The 1,829-nt window shown below is 35.2% G+C and carries 3 protein-coding genes; 2 read left to right on the top strand and 1 reads right to left on the bottom strand.

Annotation, left to right across the window (positions count from 1 at the left end; translation table 11 throughout):
- On the top strand, positions 1–754 hold a 754-nt coding region (locus F6K22_RS39960), incomplete at its 5' end, for a GUN4 domain-containing protein (protein WP_293110625.1).
- Positions 755–902: 148 nt separating this feature from the next.
- On the opposite strand, the gene F6K22_RS39955 is transcribed toward F6K22_RS39960, so the two are convergent.
- On the bottom strand, positions 903–1,088 hold the full coding sequence (locus tag F6K22_RS39955; protein ID WP_293110623.1) for a type II toxin-antitoxin system HicB family antitoxin: 186 nt from the start codon (positions 1,086–1,088) through the stop codon (positions 903–905).
- A gap of 41 nt (positions 1,089–1,129) precedes the next feature.
- Between F6K22_RS39955 and F6K22_RS39950 the strand changes: the two genes are divergently transcribed.
- The gene (locus F6K22_RS39950; protein ID WP_293110621.1) at positions 1,130–1,375 is read left to right on the top strand and encodes a DUF4926 domain-containing protein; all 246 of its coding nucleotides are present in this window, start codon (positions 1,130–1,132) and stop codon (positions 1,373–1,375) included.
- Positions 1,376–1,829 lie beyond the last annotated feature (454 nt).

The following is a 1,829-nucleotide window of genomic DNA, read 5'->3' as shown; positions in this document are numbered from 1 at the left end:
CAAAATAGATTCACCCAGTCAAATCGAAAATACTGGATTACCTGAACACAAAAGTCATCCAATTGAACCTGGGGAGCAGCTACTAAAGCCCCCATCTAAACTCCTCCTGGTAAAGAATTATATACCATCACTTCTATTTATAGTGACACTGTTTATAGGAGTATTCATAGGAGTTGGGCTAACTATTTCGTTTCCTGAGTTTTTTTCAGAGGAAGAGATACCAGTACCACCAGAACCAACATCAGAAAAAGATCTCAACCCAAAGTATTCCACACCAACATCAGAAAAAGATCTCAACCCAAAGTATTCAGAGCTAAAAAATCTACTCCAACAAAAGAAATGGAGAGACGCCGATAACGAAACTATTAGTTTAATGTTGAAAGTTGCAGGACGAAAAAAACTAAGGAAACAAGATATAGACAATTTTTCTTGTACTGACCTCCGCACAATAGACCAACTTTGGGTAGAATATAGTGATGGTAAATTTGGCTTTTCTGTACAGAAGGAAATTTATCAGAGTTTGGGTGGAACAAAAAACCATAATGACGAGGTATGGGAAAAATTTGGAGATCAAGTAGGATGGAGAAAAGAATACAACTGGTTGGAACGTAAAGATCTAATCTGGAGAGAAGAAACATCATTGCATTACATGGGACATCTCCCATACATGGGATTGGGTTGGCCACCTGCTAGTCAGATAGGATTTTCGGCTTGGTCCCTACTCTTCTCTCGTGCAGATACTTGTGGACTTTAACATATAAGCGTTTCAGTCATTAATATTTCAATCTAGTAGGTTGGGTTAAGCGACAGCGCAACCCAACAAAAATCTGCATCTAAATCTATAAATATGTGTTGGGTTTCACTTCTTTCTACCCAACCTACGAAATAGTTATTTTTTATTATTAGGACTTATCCAATTCACCATCTGAATTTAACTCTTTCATATATTCTAAATAAGATTCTATGGCATCCTTAATATTTTCCAATGCCTGAGCTTCAGTTTCTCCTTGAGACCAACGTCGAGGTAAATAAGGACACCAAACAGCATATCCTTCATCAGTTTGTTTGAGTTTAACTCCGTATCGCATCTGTTTTTCAGTTATCAGTAAGAGATTTAAAGTTTATTGTAATGCTTGAACTATACCAACGTATTTCTCTAACCAAAGACTTCCCAGAATATAACCTGAAAAAAGGTGATATTGCCATGTTAATTGATACAGCAACTCACCCAGAAGGAAGAGAAAATGGTTATGTATTGGAAGTATTTAATGCCGTAGGAGAATCTATCAATGTAATTATCGTGCCTATGTCTGCTGTTGAACCTTTAAAACAAGATGAAATTTTGTCTGTTCGTTCTTTGGTAGAAATAATCTAAATAGAGACATTATCATTGGTATTGTCATTGCGAGGCGGTCATAAATGAGTTAAACTTTTAAGAAAAAAATTAAATTAGCCGAAGCAATCTCTTCTAGAATTACTATCAAACTAGCAACGAGAAAATTAATATTGTCATTGCGAGGCGGTCATAAATGAGTTAAACTTTTAAGAAACATATTAAATTAGCCGAAGCAATCTCTTCTATAACTACTAGAAAACTAGCAACGAGCAAATTAATATTGTCATTGCGAGGCGGTCATAAATGAGTTAAACTTTTAAGAAAAAAATTAAATTAGCCGAAGCAATCTCTTCTAGAATTACTATCAAACTAGCAACGAGCAAATTAATATTGTCATTGCGAGGCGGTCATAAATGAGTTAAACTTTTAAGAAAAAAATTAAATTAGCCGAAGCAATCTCTTCTAGAATTACTATCAAACTAGCAACGAGCAA

It is taken from the genome of Okeania sp. SIO2F4, assembly GCF_010672385.1.
Classification (GTDB): domain Bacteria; phylum Cyanobacteriota; class Cyanobacteriia; order Cyanobacteriales; family Microcoleaceae; genus Trichodesmium.
This window is presented reverse-complemented; position numbering and strand designations above follow the sequence as displayed.